The 18397-nt window shown below is 63.9% G+C and carries 14 protein-coding genes; 4 read left to right on the forward strand and 10 right to left on the reverse strand.

What is annotated here, in order from left to right; genetic code table 11:
• Positions 1 to 325: 325 nt before the first annotated feature.
• From RY1_RS27760 to RY1_RS27780, 5 genes are all read right to left on the reverse strand, one after another.
• Positions 326 to 1336: a 3-isopropylmalate dehydrogenase gene (locus RY1_RS27760; RefSeq protein WP_072807276.1), complete on the reverse strand. Its 1011-nt coding sequence runs from the start codon at positions 1334 to 1336 to the stop codon at positions 326 to 328.
• Between the two features lie 40 nt (positions 1337 to 1376).
• Positions 1377 to 2972, reverse strand: a complete 1596-nt coding sequence (gene serA, locus RY1_RS27765) for a phosphoglycerate dehydrogenase (protein WP_072807277.1) — start codon at positions 2970 to 2972, stop codon at positions 1377 to 1379.
• 173 nt (positions 2973 to 3145) lie between these two features.
• Positions 3146 to 4147: a ketol-acid reductoisomerase gene (ilvC, locus tag RY1_RS27770; RefSeq protein WP_174565493.1), complete on the reverse strand. Its 1002-nt coding sequence runs from the start codon at positions 4145 to 4147 to the stop codon at positions 3146 to 3148.
• 61 nt (positions 4148 to 4208) lie between these two features.
• Complete coding sequence (ilvN, locus tag RY1_RS27775; protein ID WP_032397758.1) at positions 4209 to 4712, reverse strand: acetolactate synthase small subunit; 504 nt, start codon at positions 4710 to 4712, stop codon at positions 4209 to 4211.
• Complete coding sequence (locus tag RY1_RS27780; protein WP_072807279.1) at positions 4709 to 6667, reverse strand: acetolactate synthase large subunit; 1959 nt, start codon at positions 6665 to 6667, stop codon at positions 4709 to 4711. Before RY1_RS27780 ends, ilvN begins: the two co-directional genes overlap by 4 nt.
• Positions 6668 to 7022: 355 nt before the next feature.
• On the opposite strand from RY1_RS27780, the gene RY1_RS27785 reads away from it, so the two are divergent.
• Both RY1_RS27785 and ilvD read left to right on the forward strand, forming a co-directional pair.
• Positions 7023 to 7427, forward strand: coding sequence for a PH domain-containing protein (locus RY1_RS27785; RefSeq protein WP_245819989.1), 405 nt, complete (start codon positions 7023 to 7025; stop codon positions 7425 to 7427).
• A gap of 80 nt (positions 7428 to 7507) precedes the next feature.
• On the forward strand, positions 7508 to 9349 hold the full coding sequence (gene ilvD, locus RY1_RS27790) for a dihydroxy-acid dehydratase (RefSeq protein ID WP_072807280.1): 1842 nt from the start codon (positions 7508 to 7510) through the stop codon (positions 9347 to 9349).
• A gap of 59 nt (positions 9350 to 9408) precedes the next feature.
• Here the strand turns inward: ilvD and RY1_RS27795 are convergent, their stop codons facing one another.
• Positions 9409 to 10365, reverse strand: coding sequence for a DoxX family protein (locus RY1_RS27795; RefSeq protein ID WP_072807281.1), 957 nt, complete (start codon positions 10363 to 10365; stop codon positions 9409 to 9411).
• A gap of 114 nt (positions 10366 to 10479) precedes the next feature.
• Between RY1_RS27795 and RY1_RS27800 the strand changes: the two genes are divergently transcribed.
• Entirely contained in the window at positions 10480 to 11619 is a 1140-nt protein-coding gene (locus RY1_RS27800; RefSeq protein WP_072807282.1) for a PQQ-dependent sugar dehydrogenase, read from the forward strand.
• 13 nt (positions 11620 to 11632) lie between these two features.
• Here the strand turns inward: RY1_RS27800 and RY1_RS27805 are convergent, their stop codons facing one another.
• Genes RY1_RS27805 through RY1_RS27815 form a run of 3 tightly spaced genes read right to left on the reverse strand, consistent with a single transcriptional unit; the run spans position 11633 to position 15721 of the window.
• The gene (locus tag RY1_RS27805; RefSeq protein WP_072807283.1) at positions 11633 to 13342 is read right to left on the reverse strand and encodes a glycerol-3-phosphate dehydrogenase/oxidase; all 1710 of its coding nucleotides are present in this window, start codon (positions 13340 to 13342) and stop codon (positions 11633 to 11635) included.
• Positions 13339 to 14859 (reverse strand): glycerol kinase GlpK, encoded by a 1521-nt coding sequence (gene glpK / locus RY1_RS27810; protein WP_072807284.1) that lies wholly within the window; start codon positions 14857 to 14859, stop codon positions 13339 to 13341. Before glpK ends, RY1_RS27805 begins: the two co-directional genes overlap by 4 nt.
• Positions 14860 to 14896: 37 nt before the next feature.
• Positions 14897 to 15721, reverse strand: a complete 825-nt coding sequence (locus RY1_RS27815) for an MIP/aquaporin family protein (protein WP_072807285.1) — start codon at positions 15719 to 15721, stop codon at positions 14897 to 14899.
• 151 nt (positions 15722 to 15872) lie between these two features.
• On the opposite strand from RY1_RS27815, the gene RY1_RS27820 reads away from it, so the two are divergent.
• On the forward strand, positions 15873 to 16850 hold the full coding sequence (locus RY1_RS27820) for a sugar-binding transcriptional regulator (RefSeq protein ID WP_072807286.1): 978 nt from the start codon (positions 15873 to 15875) through the stop codon (positions 16848 to 16850).
• A 14-nt stretch (positions 16851 to 16864) separates the two neighbouring features.
• On the opposite strand, the gene gatB is transcribed toward RY1_RS27820, so the two are convergent.
• Positions 16865 to 18370 (reverse strand): Asp-tRNA(Asn)/Glu-tRNA(Gln) amidotransferase subunit GatB, encoded by a 1506-nt coding sequence (gatB, locus tag RY1_RS27825; protein WP_072807287.1) that lies wholly within the window; start codon positions 18368 to 18370, stop codon positions 16865 to 16867.
• Between the last annotated feature and the right edge of the window lie 27 nt (positions 18371 to 18397).

Here is an 18397-nt window from a genome sequence, read left to right on the forward strand (position 1 = left end):
ATCTGCTCACCTCGCAGTGAGCGAATGTCACATGCGGTCACCTGAAACCACCGGCCAGTGAGCGAATGTCACATTGGGTCACCCCGGGGTGCGCGAATGTCACATCCAGTCACTCAGAGTGAGCGAATGGCGCATTCGGTCACCCGAAACCGACTCAGAGTGAGCGAATGGCGCATTCGGTCACCCGAAACCGCCGCAGAGTGAGCGAATGGCGCATTCGGTCACCCGAAACCACCGCAAACGCACGAATGTCACATTCGGTCACCCTGATGAAGTGACCGAATGTGACATTCGCTGACAAAAAAGACGGGAAGCAGCCCCGAACCTACAGCTTTCCGGCGATCCGGTCACCGATCTCGGAGGTACTGGACGAATCCGACCCACGCGAGGCCAGGTCGGCGGCGACCGCAGATTCGACGCGTTCGGCGCCGGCCGCATCTCCAAGATGTGCAAGCAGCAACGACACCGACAGGATTGCGGCGGTCGGATCTGCCTTGCCTTGACCTGCGATGTCGGGTGCACTGCCGTGGACGGGTTCGAACATCGACGGATTGGTGCCGGTCGCGTCGATGTTTCCGCTGGCAGCGAGTCCGATACCACCGCTGACTGCTGCGGCGAGGTCGGTCACGATGTCACCGAACAGGTTGTCGGTGACGACGACGTCGAAACGGCCTGGGTCGGTGACCAGGTGAATCATTGCGGCATCGATGTGCTGGTACGCGACCTCGACGTCGGGGAATTCCTGCGATACTTCCTCGACCGTGCGTGCCCAGAGGCTGCCGGCGAAGGTCAGCACGTTGGTCTTGTGCAGCAACGTCACGTGCCCCCGACGGCCGAGAGCCCGGGCGAATCCATTCCTGACCACCCGTTCGACGCCGTAGCGGGTGTTGACACTGACCTCGGTGGCGACTTCGTGCGGGGTACCGACCCGGAGAGCACCGCCGTTGCCCGTGTACGGACCTTCGGTGCCTTCGCGGACGACAACGACATCGATGGACTTGTTTCCGGCGAGTGGACCGGCGACCCCTGGGTACAGCTTGGCGGGACGCAGGTTGATGTGGTGGTCGAGGGCGAACCGGGCGCGGAGCAGAAGCCCACGCTCGAGAACGCCGCTCGGCACCGACGGATCACCGATCGCACCGAGCAGAATCGCGTCGTGCTGACGAATCTCTTCCAGCACGGAGTCCGGGAGTAGCTCGCCGGTCGCGTTGTAACGGCGTGCGCCGAGGTCGTACTCGGTCTTCTCGGCCCCCGGTGCAACGATGTCGAGCACTTTCAGTGCCTGATCGATGACCTCGGGTCCGATTCCATCTCCGGCGATGACGGCGAGCTTCATTGACTCCTCGTTCTTTTCGGACTTCTGATGCGTGGGTGACTCAGGAAAGATCTACGAGCTCGATCGTCGACGCACCGACGGCGGTCGCGATGGACGAACGCAGCTCGGCCGGCACGTCGTTGTCGACGCGGAGCAGGATCGTTGCGCCATCTCCTTCGGAGTCCTGGCTCAGTGCTGCGGCCTGGATGTCGATTCCGGCGTCGCCGAGCAGTGTGCCGATGCGACCGAGACTGCCCGGCTGGTCGGAGTAGTTGACGATGAGGTTCTTGCCCTCGGCACGGAGGTCGAAGTTGCGGCCGTTGATGTTGACGATCTTCTCGACCTGCGTAGTGCCGGTCAGAGTTCCGGCTACGTTGAGGACGGATCCGTCGCCGTAGACAGCGCGGATATCGACGACGCTTCGGTGGTTCTCGCTTTCGGTTGCCTTGGTGACCTCGGCGGTGACGCCTCGTTCTTCGGCGAGCGACGGTGCGTTGACGAAGGTCACGGCGTCCTCGATGACGGCCGAGAAGAGTCCGCGCAGCGCCGACAGCTTCAGGATCTCGACATCCTCGACGGAGAGTTCACCGCGCACGTCGACCGACAACGACGACGGCAGCTCGTCGGACAGTGCGCCGAGCAGTACACCCTGCTTGCGGACGATCTCGAGCCACGGCGAGACCTCTTCGCCGACGGCGCCGCCCTTGACGTTGACCGCGTCGGGTACGAAATCGCCTGCGAGAGCCAGCAGTACGGACTTCGCGACGTCGGTGCCCGCGCGATCCTGAGCTTCGGACGTCGACGCTCCGAGGTGCGGGGTCACGACGACCTGCGGCAGTTCGAACAGTGGGCTGTCGGTGCACGGCTCGCTCGCGTAGACGTCGATGCCTGCCGCGAAGACGTGACCGCTGGTGATGGCGTCGGCGAGAGCCTGCTCGTCGACGAGCCCGCCGCGTGCGGCGTTGACGACGATGACCCCCGGCTTGGTCTTGGCGAGTGCTTCCTTGCCGATGATGCCCTTGGTCTCGGGTGTCTTCGGCAGGTGCACCGAGAACATGTCGGCGCGGGTCAGCAATTCGTCGAGGCTGACGAGCTCGATGCCGAGCTGTGCGGCGCGCGCGGCGGAGACGTAGGGGTCGTAGGCGATGACGTGGGTTTCGAAGGCTGCGAGCCGGGCGGCGAACAGCTGGCCGATGCGGCCGAGGCCCACGACGCCGACGGTCTTGCCGAAGATCTCGACACCGTTGAACTTGCTGCGCTTCCACTCGTGCTCACGCAGAGTCTTGTCGGCGGCGGGAATCTGACGGGCCGCAGCGAGGAGCAGCGTCACCGCATGCTCGGCGGCGGTGTGAATGTTGGACGTCGGGGCATTGACAACCAGCACGCCGCGCTCGGTGGCAGCGGGTACGTCGACGTTGTCCAGGCCGACGCCTGCGCGGGCGACGATCTTGAGCTTGGTACCTGCGGCGAGCACCTCGGCATCGACGGTGGTGGCGGAGCGCACGAGAATCGCGTCGGCCTCGGGGACCGCGGCAAGCAGTGCCGGGCGGTCCGGGCCGTCGACCCAGCGAACCTCGACGCCGTCACCGAGCGCCTCGACTGTGGACTGCGCAAGTTTGTCGGCGATCAGAACGACAGGACGGCCTGGCTGGCTCACGTGAAGAACTCCCTATATCGGTCGAGGTGACGGTAGCGGTGGAGCTGGTCGTGCGAAGTGCGGTGCGGAACAAGTTTAGAGGTCCGAGTGAAACGCATGGGGTTCACCCTCGCCGAACGAGCGAAGGGCACCCTTCGCGGATGCCCTTCACTCAGGTTCGAACAGAAGAAAGATCAGGCCGTTTCGGTGATCGGACGGTCGACCCAGCTCATCAGGTCGCGCAGCTTCTTGCCGGTGACCTCGATGGGGTGCTCGGCATTTGCCTTGCGCAGGCCCTCGAGTTCGGTATTTCCGTTCTCGACGTTGGCGACGAGACGACGGGTGAACTCACCGGACTGGATGTCGGCGAGGATCGCCTTCATGCGCTCCTTGGTGCCTGCGTCGATGACGCGCGGGCCGGAGAGGTATCCACCGAACTCCGCGGTGTCGGACACCGAGTAGTTCATCCGAGCGATGCCACCCTCGTACATGAGGTCGACGATCAGCTTGAGCTCGTGCAGCACCTCGAAGTACGCCATCTCGGGCGCGTAGCCGGCCTCGACCATGACCTCGAAGCCGATCTTGACGAGCTCCTCGGTACCACCACAGAGAACAGCCTGCTCACCGAACAGGTCGGTCTCGGTCTCTTCCTTGAACGTGGTCTTGATGACGCCTGCACGCGTGCCGCCGATGCCCTTGGCCCACGACAGCGCGAGCGCCTGGCCCTCACCCTTCGGATCCTGATCGATGGCGATGAGCGCGGGAACGCCCTTGCCGTCGACGAACTGGCGACGCACGAGGTGGCCGGGGCCCTTGGGTGCGACCATGCCGACGGTGACGAACTCAGGAGCCTTGATCAGGTCGAAGTGAATGTTGAGACCGTGACCGAAGAACAGCGCGTCGCCGTCCTCGAGGTTCGGCTCGATTTCTTCCTTGAAGATCGCTGCCTGCGCCGTGTCGGGTGCGAGCACCATGATCACGTTGGCCCATGCGGAGACCTCGGCCGGAGTGCCGACGGTCAGGCCCTGCTCCTCGGCCTTGGCGCGAGACTTCGAGCCTTCCTTCAGGCCGATGCGGACGTCGACGCCCGAATCGCGCAGGCTCAGCGAGTGCGCGTGGCCCTGGCTTCCGTAGCCGATGACGGCGACCTTGCGGCCCTGGATGATCGACAGATCAGCATCGTCGTCGTAGAACATCTCGACTGCCACTGGTTTGTTACCTTTCCTCTTGATTGAGCTCGTTCATCACGAGAGGCCGCTAGCGCGACGCCGTGATCGATTTCGGTCCACGTCCGACGGCAACGACTCCCGACTGAACAATTTCTCGAATTCCATAGGGGTCCAACATTTTCAACAACGCGTCGAGCTTCGAGCGGGTGCCCGTCGCCTCGACCGTCACAGCTTCGGGTGATACGTCGATCACCTTGGCGCGGAACAGGTTCACGGTCTCGATGACCTCGCTCCGCACGCTCGCGTCGGCACGCACCTTGATGAGCACCAACTCTCGCGCCACCGAGGAGTCGTCGTCCTGCTCGACGATCTTGATGACGTTGATCAGCTTGTTCAGCTGCTTCGTCACCTGTTCGAGCGGGAATTCGTCGACGGTCACGACGATGGTCATACGCGAGATCTCCGGGATCTCGGTGCCACCGACCGCGAGGGACGAGATGTTGAAGCCACGGCGCGAGAACAGAGCCGCGACGCGAGCCAGAACGCCTGGCTTGTCCTCGACGAGGACGCTGAGGGTATGGCTCGTGCTCACTTGTCCGTGCCTTTCGCTTCTGCGTGCAGTGCATCGCCGTGCGCCTGCTCACGGGCCATCGCCTCGTGGATCACAGCGGGCTCGGCCACGGACGCCTCGTCCTCGTCGAACAGAGGCCTGATTCCGCGGGCAGCCATGATCTCGTCGTTGCCGGTACCTGCGGCCACCATCGGCCACACCTGGGCATCGGCGCCGACGATGAAGTCGATGACGACGGGGCGATCGTTGATCGCTCGTGCCTGGGCGATCACGGCGTCGACGTCTTCCTCACGCTCGCAACGAAGTCCGACGCATCCGAGAGCCTCGGCCAACTGCACGAAGTCCGGGATCCGCTTCGCCCCGTGTGTGCCGAGGTTGGTGTTGGAGTACCGCTCCTCGTAGAACAGGGTCTGCCACTGACGAACCATCCCGAGGTTGCCGTTGTTGATCAGCGCGACCTTGATCGGGATGCCCTCGACGGCACACGTGGCGAGTTCCTGGTTGGTCATCTGGAAGCAGCCGTCACCGTCGATGGCCCAGACCTCCGCGTCGGGAAGTCCCATCTTGGCACCCATCGCCGCGGGGACCGCGTAGCCCATCGTCCCGAGCCCGCCCGAGTTGAGCCAGGTACGCGGCTTCTCGTAGCTGATGAACTGCGCTGCCCACATCTGATGCTGGCCGACGCCTGCACAGTAGATCGCGTCCGGCCCGGCGAATTTGCCGACCGAGCTGATCACGAACTCGGGCGACATGCTGCCGTCGCTCGGGCGGTCGTAGCTGAGCGGGTACGTCTTACGGATGCTGTCCAGGTAGCCCCACCAGTCCTCCAGTTCGAGGGTGGTGCCGGTTGCGCGATCCGCGCGGATCGCCTCGATCAGTTCGGTGATGACCTCTTTGCAGTCGCCGACGATCGGCACGTCCGCGTACCGGTTCTTACCGATCTCGGCGGGGTCGATGTCCGCGTGGATGACCTTGGCTCCGGTGGCGAACGACGACAGCTGTCCGGTGACACGGTCGTCGAAACGCGCACCGAGAGTGATGAGTAGATCGCTCCTCTGCAGCGCAGCGACGGCGGCGACGGTACCGTGCATTCCCGGCATACCGAGATTGAGCTGATGCGAATCGGGGAAGGCCCCACGCGCCATGAGCGTCGTGACCACCGGGATGCCGGTCAGCTCGGCCAGTTCGAGCAGTTCTGCCGAGGCATTCGCCTTGATGACACCGCCGCCGACGTACAGCACGGGCTGCTTTGCGTCCGCGATGTACCGCGCCGCTTCCCGCACCTGCTTGCCGTGCGGCTTGGTGACGGGACGGTACCCGGGCAGACGCATCTCCGGCGGCCACGAGAACGTCGTCTGCGCCTGCAGGACGTCCTTGGGGATGTCGACGAGAACTGCACCGGGTCGACCCGACGACGCGATGTAGAACGCTTCGGCCATGATGCGCGGGATGTCGACACCGTCGGTGATCAGGAAGTTGTGCTTGGTCACCGGCATGGTGATGCCGGAGATGTCGGCTTCCTGAAAGCCGTCGGTACCGATAAGGCTGCGGGCGACCTGCCCGGTGATGGCGACGATCGGAACCGAGTCCATCTGAGCGTCGGCGAGGGGTGTGACGAGGTTGGTGGCGCCGGGACCCGATGTCGCCATGCAGACTCCGACGCGCCCTGTTGCCTGCGCATACCCGGTAGCGGCGTGACCTGCACCCTGCTCGTGGCGAACGAGAACGTGGCGGACCTTCTTCGAGTCGAAGAGCGGGTCGTATACCGGAAGCACGGCTCCGCCCGGAATGCCGAATACCGTGTCGACGTCGAGTTCCTCGAGTGCTCGGACGACCGATTGTGCGCCGGTCACTTTCTCGGGGGCTACGTGACGGCGGGATCCATCGATGGCGCCTGTTGTTTCGGGCGCCATCGAGCTGTTGACTGCCCCCGACTTGCGTGTCGTGGGCCCTGGGCGTGCGGTTGGTGCGCTCACTGCTGCTTCCTCAGGATTTCGGTTACTGGGCGAACTCTGGGCAAGAAAAAACCCCCGTCAGCCGAGGCTGTACGAGGGTGGCGCGTCGATGCGAGTTGGTAATGAACCGGCTCAGGCGACGACGCGCCGGCCGATTACGAGTATCTGATTCCGCTTCACGCGCTAAACGGTAGGCGCGCGCATAGGGAAGAGTCAAACTCGTCACGACGCAATCCCATTATGTGAGATCACGCAGTTGCAATGCGAAGATGTAAGGGTGTCGTCTTCGCAGCAGTCCGAACCACCGGACTCATCATCCCACACGTCCGATCCCTCCCCGCAGGTCATCCGACTCCCGCGCCTTGCACTGATCGGCGTGGCTCTGCTCCTGTTCGGCGTTTCGTTCCCCGCAGCGAGTTGGCCTGCCGCTCTCGGATGGCTGTTCGTCGTTCCCATCGTAGTGGCCGTATGGGTGATTCGGGTCAGGACCGTGGTGAATTCGGACGGTCTCGCCGTTCGCCGATTCGTGGGCTCGGATTTCGTTCCTTGGGATCGCGTTCGCGGAATCCACTTCCCCGACCGCCGGTGGGCCCGAGTAGTCCTGACCGACAAGACGGAGAAGTCCCTTCCTCTCGTGCGCTTCGATCGATTGCCGCAACTCGCGGCAGCAAGCGGTGGTCGGATCACCGATCCCTATGCCGCAGCAGAGGCCGACGCCGTGCGCGCCGAGCAGGAATCGGCATCGGAGTCCACCGAGAGGCCGGAAGATCCGAACCCGTGAGGCGGGAGTAGCCTTGTCGGAGCGATGATCCGCTTCGTATACCGTCGATCCGCTTTCACAGATTGAGGAATCTTCACGCCATGCCGCCGCTACGATCACGAGTGACCACTGTCGGACGCAACGCAGCGGGCGCGCGCTCGCTGTGGCGCGCCACCGGAATGACCGACTCCGACTTCGGAAAACCGATCGTGGCCATTGCCAACTCGTACACCCAATTCGTGCCCGGACACGTGCATTTGAAGAATGTCGGCGAGATCGTGGCCGATGCAGTACGCGCCGCCGGCGGCGTTCCTCGTGAGTTCCACACGATCGCAGTCGATGACGGAATCGCGATGGGCCACGGCGGCATGCTCTATTCGCTCCCGAGCCGCGAAATCATCGCCGACTCGGTCGAGTACATGGCCAACGCGCACACCGCGGATGCACTCGTCTGCATTTCCAATTGCGACAAGATCACCCCCGGCATGCTCAATGCGGCTATGCGCCTGAACATCCCGGCCGTTTTCGTATCGGGTGGACCGATGGAAGCGGGTAAGGCCGTCGTGGTGGGAGGTGTCGCGCAAGCGCCGACCGACCTCATCACCGCAATCTCCGCGAGCGCCAGCGACGCCGTGTCCGACGAAGGTCTCGACGAGGTCGAGCGCAGCGCGTGCCCCACGTGCGGATCGTGCTCCGGCATGTTCACCGCCAACTCGATGAACTGCCTCACCGAGGCACTGGGATTGGCCTTGCCCGGCAACGGCTCCACTCTTGCCACGCACAAGGCGCGCTACGCGCTGTTCGAGCGCGCAGGCACCACCATCGTCGAAGCCGCACTCAAGTACTACCGCGACGAGGACGACTCGGTCCTCCCCCGCAACATCGCCACTCCCGCCGCCTTCCGTAACGCGATGGCGCTCGATGTGGCAATGGGCGGATCGACCAACACCGTGCTGCACACGCTCGCCGCTGCCCAGGAAGGCGAGGTCGACTTCGACCTCGACACCATCGACGCCATCAGCCGCAAGGTGCCGTGCCTGTCGAAGGTCTCTCCCAACTCCGATTACCACATGGAAGACGTGCACCGCGCCGGCGGAATCCCCGCTCTGCTCGGTGAACTACGCCGGGCGAACCTTCTCGAGACCGACGTGTCCACGGTGCACACCAAGAGCTTCGACTCCTGGCTCGACACCTGGGACATCCGTTCGGGCAAGGCGTCGGACGAGGCGATCGAGCTGTTCCATGCAGCGCCGGGCGGCGTACGGACGGTCGAACCGTTCTCGACCGAGAATCGCTGGTCGTCACTCGACACGGACGCGGCAGGTGGATGCATCCGCGACAAGGAGCACGCGTACACCGTCGAGGGCGGACTCGTGGTGCTCCGCGGCAACATCGCGGTCGATGGAGCGATCCTCAAGACAGCCGGTATCGACGAGGACCTCTTCACCTTCCAGGGCCCGGCACTCGTCGTCGAATCGCAAGAGGAAGCCGTCTCGGCGATTCTGCAGAAGAAGATCAAGGCAGGCGATGTACTCGTGGTCCGCTACGAGGGACCGAAGGGCGGGCCAGGCATGCAGGAGATGCTGCACCCGACCGCGTTCCTCAAGGGTGCAGGCCTCGGAAAAGTCTGTGCGTTGATCACCGACGGGCGCTTCTCCGGCGGTACGTCGGGTCTGTCCATCGGCCATATCTCCCCCGAGGCCGCCGCCGGCGGCGTCATCGGCCTCGTCGAGAACGGTGACCAAGTCCGCATCGACGTCCCGACCCGAACTCTCGAAATTCTCGTCGACGACGACGTGCTCGCCGAGCGCCGCGCCAAGATGGACGCGTCCGAACGCCCGTGGCAGCCCGTCGACCGTCAACGCACGGTGACCACTGCCCTGCGTGCCTACGCGGCTCTCGCCACGTCCGCCGACAAGGGCGCCGTCCGCTACGTACCGTGACATGACATTCGGGGACGGCCGAGGGTTCACCCTCGGCCGTCCCCGTATCTTCGGACGTACTACCGAACCAGCGGATTGGCGCCGTTGAGGAAGATCCATAGGCAGACACCGCCGGCGATGCCGAGGATCAATGCGATGAACGATCCGAATCGAGGGCGTGTCGCCCACCCTCGGCGGCCGTCGAACGCGATCTTTCCCGGCCCGGTCAAAATGATGGCGGCCGCAGCGACACCGAGCAGCGTCTCGTACTCGACGCCGTTGGGCGCGAAGAACTGCAGCCCCGGTTCGGCAGCTTGCTTGAAGCACCAGGCGTTGATGATGACCCCGAGCACGGCTGCAGCAGCGAACGGCGTCGCCAGTCCCAGGATCAGAAGGGCGCCGCCTGCGGTTTCTCCTACTGCCCCTGCGATGGCAAGAATGTTGGCCTGCTCGTAGCCGGTGTCCTCGAGCAGTGAGCGAAAACCGTCGAGCCCTGGTCCGTTCCAGATTCCGGTCAATTTCTGCAGACCGTGCACCAGGAAGATCCCGCCGACCACCAATCTCAGCAGCAACAGACCGAGGTCGAGTGTTCCGCGTTTGGCCGGAATCTCCACGGTCTCCGTCCGAACCACAGGTTCGGATGCAGGCTCGGCGGCGTACGAGGAAGCACCGGACGCTGTCGAACCGGCCGCTGTCGTGTCGAGAAACTCCGTCGGCTGATCGGAGTACGTGGACCGACCGTAACTGCTGTCCGGGGCGATCGGCTCGTCGTACTTCGACGGACGGAACGCCGGAATCTGCTCGGTGGGGTACGACGCGCTTCGGTCACCGAAATCCAGGTCGTCCTCGGTACGAGGCAGCTTGTCGGAGCCACCCGAGGTGTCCGAACCGCCCGATCGGGGGTCGGCCGGTGTAGCGGGCGGAGTCGGAGTGGCCGCGGTCTTCGGCCGGATCTGTTCGGTGGGCTGGTCGTACGGACTCGACGCAGGCTCGTAGCCGGTGTCGGGCTTGTCGGAATCTTGGGGCTTGTCGGTCACGGCTTCAACAGTAGATCGGCGGGGCGACGTTCCAGCGGCATTTTCCCTGGCGCGGCGTGCGGAGAAACCAGCCGCCTGGGCGAGCTCGCAGTGCTTTCCGTAACGTTCGTGTACATGAAGTCGGTGCGGTCGTCGGTCCGAAGAGCTACCACCTCGGCAGTGCTGGCCGCCGCGGTGACCCTCGTGGCGGGGTGCGCGCGTTTCGACGATTCCGCATCCACGCCGTTCAGCCCCGAACCATCCTTCGGCGCTGCGGAGATCGAACCTGTCGATCCCGACGCTCCCCCGACGTCCACGACGGCGAACCAGGGACCGCCGCCGGGACCGTGTGTCGATCCGGACCCGAACGTCATTGCAACCTGCCTCGATACGACGGGCGGGCTGGTCATGCTTCCCGGCGGAGCGTCGGCACTGGTCGGTGAGCGTCGTACCGGTCGCATCATGCAGGTCGCGGCAGGACAGACTCCGGTGGAGGTCACGCGCATCGACGTCGACGGCAGTGCCGGCGGCGGCCTTCTCGACCTCGCCCTGTCCCCCAGCTACTCCGAGGACGGACTCCTCTACGCCTACGTCACCACTGGCTCGGACAATCGTGTCGTTCGAGTCGCCGCGGGTGACACACCGAAGAACGTACTGACCGGAATACCGCGTGGCACGGACGGAAATCGCGGTGCCCTCGACTTCTACGGCCCCGATCAGCTGCTCGTACTCACCGGTGACGCGGGAAGCCCGACGGCTGCAACGGATCCGAGTTCTCTGGCCGGAAAGCTCCTCCGTGTGAACTCGTTGAATCCGGCGCAGTCGGGGCCCGCACCCACGGTGGCACTGAGCGGAATCGGAACCGCAGGCGATGTGTGCACCGACCAGACCGGCAACATCTGGGTCACCGACCGCACCGCTGTCGAGGATCGGCTCCAACGCATCGATCCGCTGGGCGCAGTCATCTCACCGGTCTGGACATGGCCGGACAAACCTGGTGTCGCGGGATGTGCTGCAACACCGGGAGCTGTCGCCGTGTCCTTGACGAACGGCAAGGCCATGGCCGTTCTGACGACCGATCAGGACACCGGGGCCGTCTCGGCGGCGCCGTCGTTGCTGGTGCAGGACCGTTACGGTCGATTGAACGGTGCGGCCATCTCGGCCGACGGCACGATCTGGGCCGGCACCGTCAACAAGGACGTCGACGGTGCAGGTCCCAACGACGACCGCGTCGTCAAGATCCCGGTGCCCGCAGGCGGCGGCGGGTTCGACTAGCGAGAGACCGAGGTCAGGCCCGCACGCCCGCCCGTACGTCGGGCGCACCGAGCCTGGCCGCGTCGGCAGTGTCGTCGTCCGGCTGCTGTTGCGAGTCCCGCTCGGCGAGTACACGCAAGCGATAGTGCTCGATTTCCTCGGCTATGTGCGCGTCGGACCAGCCGAGTACGGGTGCGACGAGTGCCGCCACTTCCTCGGCTGCCGCGTCGCCGCGATCGTCGACCTCGATGGAAATTCGTGTTCGGCGCGTCAGGATGTCCTCGAGATGCCGTGCACCCTCGTGGCTCGCCGCGTAGTACGCCTCCGCTTTCAGATATTCGGGGGCGCCGCGCAACGGCTCGCCCAATGTGGGATCGCGGTCGATCGATTCCAGGATTTCGGAGGTCAACGTCCCGTATCGCCCGAGTAGGTGCTCGACGCGGGACACGCGCATCCCGGCGCGCTCTGCAGTCAAAGCCCGACCGTTGAATGCTCCGTGGTAACCATCGGCTCCGACGAGCGGAATCCGCTCGGTCACGCATGCAGGCACCGAACGACCGAGCCCGTGCACTGCGGAATCGACTGCGTCCTTGGCCATGACGCGGTAGGTCGTGTACTTTCCGCCTGCGATGACGGTGAGCCCACGAACCGGACTGGAGACGGCGTGCTCACGCGAGAGTGTGCTCGTCGAATCGGACTCGCCGAACAGCAGCGGACGTAGACCCGCGTACACGCCGACGACGTCACTGTGGTCCAACGGATCCGCGAGAAGCTTGTTGACGTGTTCGAGGATGTAGTCGATGTCGCGCTTGCTGGCGGCGGGATGCGCCAGGTCGAGTTTCCAGTCGGTGTCGGTGGTGCCGATGATCCACTGGCTTCCCCACGGAATCACGAACAGCAAACTCTTCTCGGTGCGCGTGATGATCCCCGTCGCACTGTTGATGCGATTTCGGGGCACGACCAGATGTACACCCTTCGATGCCCGGACCTGGAACTGTCCACGTCCACCGACCATTTCCTGGATCTCGTCGGTCCACACCCCGGCCGCATTGATGACCTGCTTGGCTCGAATCTCGAGTGACTCTCCAGTTTCCAGATCGGTTGCACTGACGCCGACGACGCGGTCGCCTTCACGCAGAAAGCCGGTCACGCGTGTGCTGTTGACGACCGACGCCCCGTACGACGCCGCGGTACGCGCCAACATCATGGTGTGCCGTGCGTCGTCGACCTGACCTTCGTAGAACCGGACTGCCCCGCGGATCGCCGATCTCTTGCCGGACGGGAAGGATTCGAGTGTCTTCTTCCGACCGAGGTGCTTGTGGTGTCCCGGCACGCCTCGGCCGGCACCCATCACGTCGTAGACGCCGATTCCCAGCCCGACGTACGGGCGGTCTATCCATTTCTCGAGCGGATAGATGAACGGTACCGGCCGGGCGAGATGGGGACACAACGTGTTCAGCACCAACGACCGTTCCTTCAGTGCCTCGAACACGAGCGAGAAATTGAATTGCTCGAGATACCGCAATCCACCGTGGAACAGCTTGCTGGAGCGACTCGACGTTCCTGCTGCGTAGTCCCGGGCTTCCACGAGTCCGACTCGTAGACCACGTGTGACGGCGTCGAGTGCCGCGCCTGCCCCGACGACGCCGCCACCGATCACCAGTACGTCCATCTCCTCCGATGCCAGCACGCGCAGCGACTCCGCGCGCGAATCGGGGCTGAGAGCATGTGCACGAGAAGTCATTCTGTATCCACCCAATCCAACGTTCGTGTGACGGCTTTCTTCCAGCCTGCGTAGAGCTTGTCGCGGGTCGCATCGTCCATCGACGGCGTCCACGTCTTGTCCTCTGCCCAATTGGCGCGAATGTCGTCCTCGCTCTTCCAGAATCCAACGGCGAGACCCGCGGCATACGCGGCGCCCAGTGCGGTGGTCTCGGCGACGACGGGACGAACCACATCGACGTTCAGAATGTCCGACTGGAACTGCATCAGCAGCTCGTTGACCACCATGCCGCCGTCGACCTTGAGCACCTCGAGGTCAACACCGGAATCGGCGTTCATCGCCTCGATGACCTCGCGTGTCTGGTACGCCGTCGCTTCCAGAACAGCACGCGCCAGATGCCCCTTGTTGACGAACCTCGTCAAGCCGACGATCGCGCCGCGGGCATCGGCACGCCAGTGCGGGGCGAACAGTCCCGAGAACGCGGGCACGAAATATGCTCCGCCGTTGTCGTCGACAGACCGCGCGTCGTTCTCGATATCTGCTGCGGTGCTGATCATTCCGAGGTTGTCACGCAGCCACTGCACCAGCGAACCGGTGACGGCGATCGATCCCTCGAGCGCATAGACCGTGTCCTGTTCGCCGATCTTGTAGCAGACGGTGGTGAGCAAACCGTTGCTGCTCATGACCTTTTCGGTACCGGTGTTCAGGAGAACGAAATTGCCGGTGCCATAGGTGTTCTTGGCCTCGCCCGGCGCCAGGCAGGCCTGCCCGAACGTCGCAGCCTGCTGGTCTCCGAGAATGCCCGCGATCGGAACACCGCGCAGCGCACCTCGTTCTCGCGCATACCCGTAGATCTCGGACGAGCTCTTGATCTCCGGAAGCATCGACGTCGGGATTCCCATGTCGCTGCAGATGGATTCGTCCCATTCGAGGGTGTCCAGATCCATGAGCAGAGTCCGAGACGCATTGGTCGGGTCGGTGTAGTGCAGTCCCCCGTCGACGCCGCCTGTCATGTTCCACAGAACCCACGTGTCCATCGTGCCGAAACACAGTTCACCTGCCTCGGCACGCGTCCGTGCGCCGTCGACGTTGTCGAGAATCCACTTCACCTTCGGTCCGGAAAAGTACGTTGCGAGCGGCAGACCCGTCGTCGCGGTGTACTTGTTCGCATCACCGTCACCGAGCGCGGTGACTATCTTGTCCGTCCGCGTGTCCTGCCAGACGACGGCGTTGTACACCGGTTCACCGGTAGCACGATCCCAGACCAGAGCCGTCTCACGCTGATTGGTGATGCCCACCGCGGCGATGTCGGCGGCGGTCAGGTCCGCTGCCGCCAGTGCGCCCGCAGCGACTGCACGGACGTTGTTCCAGATCTCCTTCGCATCGTGCTCGACCCACCCTGCCTGCGGGAAGATCTGTTCGTGTTCCTTCTGATCCGCCGCGACGACGGAGCCGCTTCGATCGAAGATCATGCACCGGGTCGATGTGGTGCCCTGATCGATGGCGGCGACGTAGCGCGCCGATTCTCTGTCGTTCATTTCTGTGCTCCTTCGCGCTCGGATGTCCGATGAGATGTCATGCGGCAGCTTTCTCCTTCTCGTGTTCCTCCGGAACCTCGTCGGGAAGGAATCGGCGGATAAGCTTGTCGTACAGGAACACTCCGATCGGCCCACCGACGAGCGGCCCGACGATCGGCACCCAGAAGTACAGCCCGCCGTACTGATCGCGCCACGCTCCGCCGTAACCGGTGATGAACGAGGCGAGCCTCGGACCGAAGTCACGTGCCGGGTTGATGGCATAACCGGCGTTGGTGCCCCACGCGAAACCGATTGCCACGACGATCAACCCGATGATGAACGGGGCCATGTTGGCCAACGGCGGGGTGCTACGCGAATCGGTGACGGCGACGATGAGGAACAGCAGGATTGCAGTTCCGATGATCTGGTCCAGCAGCGCCGATCCCACACCGACAGGGAGAGTTCCGTTACCGGGGAGAGTGGAGAAAATCGTCTGGGTGGCCGTGGTGTGCTCGGGATCGATCGCGGTGATCATGTCGTTGTAGTTCCATCGAACCAGCAACGCTGCAACGAAGGCGCCCGCGACCTGCGCAGCAACGTACGGCAGGACCTTCTTCCACGGCAGATCTCGGAACAGTGCGAACGAGACGGTGACCGCCGGGTTCAGGTGCGCACCGGTCGCGCGGCCCGCAACGTAGATACCGAACATCACGCCGAGTCCCCAGGCCCACGCGATGCTGTTGTGATCTCCCAGGCTTGCCGCGTCGCCTCCCGAAACGACCTGCGCGACAACGCCCGAACCGAAAAGTATCAGAATGGCCGTGCCGGCGAATTCGGCTGCCATCTGAGATGGCAGAGTCCATCTCTCGACTGTGCGCGCCATAGCTCTCCTTCGACAAAAGTGTGTGATGCGTGCCATACCTCTTGTTTTTCACGCTAACTAACGTGCACGTTTTTGCATAACGGATGCACATATGTGCAGGAAATGTCCGGAGACGGTCGTGCCGACAGGAATCGTGAGTCATGATCATGAGATGTCGATCGACCACTTGGAGACAGCAGACCCTCGAACAATCGATGCCGTCCACGCCGCACGCATGTATTACTTCCAGGACATGACGATGGCAGCGATCGGCCGCGAGATGCGCGTATCGAGATCGACGGTGTCTCGTCTCATCACCTATGCACGGATGTCCGGACTCGTGGAGATCAAGATCAGTTCGTTGTCCGGCCATTCGTCGGCACTGGAGAAGGTGTTCGCCGATCGCTACCACGTACGAGCCCACATCGTTCCCGTCGGCGAATCGGTGGGCGATCTCGATCGCCTCGACCGTGTCGCGATGTTCGCAGGCCGACTGCTCACCTCGCTCTTCGAATCCGACATGGTCATGGGCGTCGCGTGGGGAACGACCGTCAGCGCGGTCAGCAGGTATCCAGCCCCGAAAAGGACGCACAACTCACACGTCGTCCAACTCAACGGCGCAGCCAACACGAGAACGACGGGCGTGTCCTACGCAACAGACATCATTCGCACGTTGGCTGCGGCCTACGACGCACTACCGCAAGGGTTTCCAGTTCCCGCATTCTTCGACTACCCGGAAACCCGCCGGTTGCTGTGGAAGGAACGCAGCATCAGGCGAGTCCTCGACCTCCAACAACGAATGGACATTGCGGTGTTCTCCATCGGCGTCCTGGGCGGTGCCATACCGAGCCACGTCTACAGCGCGGGGTATCTGGAGGAGAACGACCTCGACGCACTCGCCGCAGACCGCGTGGTCGGGGACATAGCGACCGTCTTCCTCAGGTCCGACGGCAGCTACGACGGGATAGAACTGAACGACCGATCCAGTGGGCCCAGCCTCGAACTACTCAAAGCCGTCCCGACGAGATTGTGCGTGGTGGCGGGTGCGTCCAAACTCGACGCGTTACGCGGAGCCCTGGCAGGAGGACTGGTCACCGATCTGGTCATCGACGACGTCAGCGCTGCCTCTCTCGTCGTTCAAGATCACTGAGCGACGAGAGTCGCTCAGCTGCAGGCCGCGAGGACCAATTCCTTGACGCGAGCCGCGTCCGCCTGGCCACGCGTCGCTTTCATGACAGCGCCGACGATGGCTCCGGCCGCCTGAACCTTCCCGCTCCGAATCTTGTCCGCGACACCCGGATTCGCAGCCAACGCCTCGTCCACGGCGGCCTGCAACTTGGTGTCGTCCTTCTCCACGACGAGTCCGCGCGCAGCCATGACCTCGGCCGGCTCACCCTCGCCGGCGAGAACGCCGTCGACGATCTGGCGCGCCCCGTTGTTGTTGACTTTTCCGTCCGCGACCAACGCGGCGACGTCGGCGACCTGAGCCGGAGTTATGGCGAGCTCGCCGAGTTCGACACCCGCGATGTTCGCCTGCTGCGCCAAATAGGACACCCACCAGGAGCGTGCAGCCTGCGGCGAAGCGCCTGCCTCCACCGTCGCTGCGACGAGTTCGAGGGCACCCGAGTTGACGAGGTCACGCATCTCCTCGTCGGAGACGCCCCAATCTGCTTGGATGCGCGCGCGCCGCAGCCACGGCAACTCCGGCAACGTGCCACGAAGTTCTTCGATCCACGCCTCGTCCGGCACGACGGGGGTGAGGTCGGGTTCGGGAAAGTAGCGGTAGTCCTCCGCCGTCTCCTTCTTGCGTCCCTTGGAGGTAGTGCCGTCTGCTTCCTGGAAGTGGCGGGTCTCCTGAGTGACCTCACCGCCTGCCTGTAGGACAGCTGCCTGCCTGCGCATCTCGTACCGTACGGCGACCTCGACGCTCTTGAGCGAGTTCACGTTCTTGGTCTCGGTGCGGGTACCGAACTCGGTTGCGGTCTTCTCCATGAGCGAGACGTTGGCATCACAGCGAAGCGACCCCTGATCCATGCGGACGTCGGACACCTCGAGCGATTCGAGCAGATCGCGCAATGCCGTCACATATGCCCGTGCGACCTCCGGTGCGCGCGCGCCCGTACCGGTGATGGTCTTGGTCACGATCTCCACGAGCGGCACACCGGCGCGGTTGTAGTCCAGCAGCGAGTGACTGGCTCCCTCGATGCGGCCCGTCGCACCTCCCACGTGGGTGGACTTGCCGGTGTCCTCCTCCATGTGCGCGCGCTCGATCTCCACACGAAAGGTGCTGCCGTCATCGAGCAGAACATCGAGATAACCCTCGGTGGCGATCGGCTCGTCGTACTGGGAGATCTGGTAGTTCTTCGGCTGGTCCGGGTAGAAGTAGTTCTTCCTCGCGAAGCGACCCCACGGCGTGATCGAACAGTTCAACGCGAGACCGATCCGAATGGCCGACTCGACGGCGGCAGCGTTCACCACGGGCAGAGCACCGGGCAGGCTCAGGCACACCGGGCACACCTGCGTGTTCGGTTCGGCACCGAACGCGGTGGGGCAACCGCAGAACATCTTGGTCGCTGTGCCCAGTTCGACGTGGACCTCCATACCCAGTACGGGGTCGAAGCGAGTCAGCACATCGTCGTAGTCGACCAGATCGACCATGGCAGCAGTCATGCAGAGGAGTTTATGCGGTCGGAAGAA

It is taken from the genome of Rhodococcus yunnanensis NBRC 103083 (assembly GCF_001895005.1).
Lineage (GTDB): Bacteria > Actinomycetota > Actinomycetes > Mycobacteriales > Mycobacteriaceae > Rhodococcoides > Rhodococcoides yunnanense.